Raw genomic sequence first — 3,231 nt, 5'->3', positions numbered from 1 at the left:
CCGCACGCTGAGAGCACCAAAAAATGCCGCAGTCCCCAATAAAAGCAAGGCCGCCTTTAGGTGGCCGCCAGTGCGAGGCGGACTCTTACGAAGTTTTTACAGCGTGCGCAGCCTGCCCGCCTGTACTAAATAAATTTCTTTGGGCATACATCGTGCTATCACTTATAACAAACTTTCTGATACTTATCCAACTACATCAGACAACAAATCCGTAGCCTCAGTAAAATTAAACTCCTCAAAAGCAAAAGCTGCATTTTTCAATAAAGCGTTATTTTGCTCGCCGAAGTCATAAGTCAGTAAATCGTTAATAATATTTAAACCTGCGTCACTGTCAAAGTCAGAAATGGCTTGACGCGCTTTTTCAATTTGACCTTTTAAATAGGCTTTATCGCCGATCTTTTTTTTGCTATCTTCCTGAGCATTGGCAGGGAAAATAGCCGACAGGTCTTCGTGCAGATTTAAAAGTTTTCCTTTTAAAACAGGAAACCTTTGCACGCAGAATTCAAAATCGTTTTCTTTGGCGGCGGTTTCCAGCCTGAACGCCGCTTCGGATAAACTCATCGCGCCTATTGTGGACAGGGCGGATTTCATGGCGTGAACTGAAATTGCAAAACCGCTTATGTCACCGTGCTTTATCTTTGCGGACATGTCGTCACATTCCAAAACGATTTTTTGGTTGAAAAGCGCCAGCGTTTCACGATACATGTTTTCCATGCCGGAGACACGGTTTAGGCCAATCTCAACATTGATTTCCTCGATTTTATCTAGTTCGGAGAGAAAATTACCGTTTGCTTCATCATCATTATTCACTTCTATTTCCCCGTCTTTTCTTATCTCAATTTTTTCCAGAGGAAGCCATTCTTTCAGGACTTTATACATTTCTTGAACATCAATTGGTTTAGAAATAAACCCGTCAAATCCGCTGGATAAAAACATTTCTTTTGCGCCTTGAACCGCATTTGCAGTGAGGGCTATAATAGGCAAATTTTTATACTTGCCGCCAAGTTTTCTTATTAAGCCGGTTGCCGTAACGCCGTCCATTTCGGGCATCATGTGATCCATAAATACAATGTCATAATCGTCCTTTTGAACCATATCAATTGCTTCCTTACCGGAAAAAGCGCTATGCACATTGATCTTAAACAGGCCGATCAATCCTTCGGCGACCCTTATATTAAATTCATTGTCATCTACAACCAGAACTTTAGCGCTCGGCGCGGACAGGGTACGTCCTTCCAGCAAGCCTTTACTTGATTTAACCTCTTCTTTTTTACCCAATACAATCGGAATTATGATCATGAAAACGCTTCCCTGTTCATACTCGCTGTCAACAATTATTTTTCCGCCCATCATTTCCACAAAAGTCTTGCTGATTGAAAGCCCCAAACCTGTTCCAACTATGGTGCGGTTCTTTTCATTCTCGATCCGTTGGAAAGTATTGAAAAGTTTCGGCAGGTCTTCTTTACGCATTCCAACGCCTGAGTCCTTAATTTCAAACGTAAGTTTGTCATCGGCGGCGGTTACTTTAAATTTCACATAACCTTTTTCGGTGTACTTAACCGCGTTTCCGCAAATATTTGTCAGTACTTGTTTAAGCCTTATATCATCGCCGTACAGATAACGGGGCATCTTCCCTTCGGTCTCGTATTTAAATTCAAGGCCTTTCTTTTTTGTAACATAACTGAACATGGAATGAACATTATCCAAAAGCAAATGAAAATCGTAGTTAATCGGGTTAAGCTCCAATTTACCCGCCTCAATTTTTGACATATCCAATATATCGTTTATAATAGAAAGAAGCGAGTGAGCTGAAACTTTTATATCGTTGATAAAACCCATCTGCCGCCTGTTAAGCGGTTCGTAACTTAGAAGATCCGTCATGCCGATAATAGCGTTCATGGGCGTGCGTATTTCGTGGCTCACGTTTGCTAAGAAAGAAGTTTTGTGTTTGTTTTCTAAGTCCGATTTATTTCTTGCCGCGTCAACGCGAATCAGGACGAAGACAAGCACCGATGAAAGTACTGTGCCTAATATAATTAGTATTAAAAGCATATAGGATATGCTTTTATAGTACGGTCCTTTAGGCGTTACAATGCCCATAATCCAGCCGTTGGGGAGATGGTGAAAAGAAGCCAGGGCGTGTTCGTTTTTATACGTTATTAGCGGACGTTCATTAATTTCCATTCCATTACTTAATTCCTCTGTAAAAATTGAAAACGGAATTTCCGAATTGCGCGCGTTTTCACCGATAAACGCCTCGTTTGGGTGGGCAAGAACAACCAAATCCCTGCTGATCAACATTCCATACGCGCCCTGAACCATAACGGTATTAACAATGTATTTTCTGATATTATCGATCTTTACCCTAAGAGCGACAACGCCAAGCCGCCGCCCTTCGTTATCATAAATACAGTAGGAGTATATAAACATAATATCGCCGTAAATTTGATCATGGTACATTAATGTTTCGGCGATTTTACCGTTAGCTGCTATTGCGTCTTTATACCATTGGCGTTCTTTTACATCAAAGTCAACCGGTCTGTTCCACTGCAAACTTTCTATAAAAACAGGGCCGCCGGGGAGCGTTTCAAAATACCCCATAAAGCCGTTAAAATTCAGATAGCTTTGTTTGTCTAAAGACAAATAATTTGATATGTCATTGTAATACTCTTTTATTTTATCCACATTATCGCCTTTTATGATCATGTCACGCACCTCATGTGAAAAATTTTCCAGCGTTATTTGCGGTTCCATCAAGTCGCCCATGATTTGCGATTGCAAAGAAACAAAAATATTTTCCGTATTTTGTTTTAAATACTTATCAATAACATTTTTTGAGAAGAAATAACTTAAAACAACCATTAAAAAATAAGAAAAGATCGTAAACATTATCTGCATATGCAGTGAACGCTTAGGGGTCATTTTTTTTGATAAATCGCTGAATATTGACATGATTTTTTCCGCCTTATAAATAAATTTTAACCGTTAGCTGAAATATTCATTTAAGGTAGTTACCTCAAATACTTGCGTATTTTCCCAAGAAGAACGTCTTTATTGATTGGTTTGATTATAAAATCCACCGCTCCCACTTTTATCGCCTTTGCTAAATATTTTCAATGGCGCATACACGCCGCGCCGTATGCTGATGACAACCTTTAATTTATTGCTTGCAATAGCGGCGGCAACATTGATCATAACAGGTCTATTGGAAGTGGTTTGGTCTCCTTCCTT

At 39.9% G+C, this 3,231-nt stretch carries 2 protein-coding genes; both read right to left on the bottom strand.

What is annotated here, in order from left to right:
* Positions 1 to 183 precede the first annotated feature (183 nt).
* Positions 184 to 2,952 carry a hybrid sensor histidine kinase/response regulator gene (locus ACYVRA_RS05980; RefSeq protein ID WP_461251838.1) on the bottom strand — a complete coding sequence of 923 codons (2,769 nt, stop codon included), beginning with the start codon at positions 2,950 to 2,952 and terminating at the stop codon, positions 184 to 186.
* Between the two features lie 99 nt (positions 2,953 to 3,051).
* Positions 3,052 to 3,231: hypothetical protein (locus tag ACYVRA_RS05975; protein WP_461251837.1), on the bottom strand; the 180-nt coding region annotated here is incomplete at its 5' end.

The organism is Treponema sp. R8-4-B8 (genome assembly GCF_054786175.1).
This window is presented reverse-complemented; position numbering and strand designations above follow the sequence as displayed.

Bases quoted from the DNA above. Each gene is read 5' to 3' on its own strand.
- ACYVRA_RS05980 (WP_461251838.1), bottom strand. From the start codon at position 2,952: ATGTCAATATTCAGCGATTTATCAAAAAAAATGACCCCTAAGCGTTCA.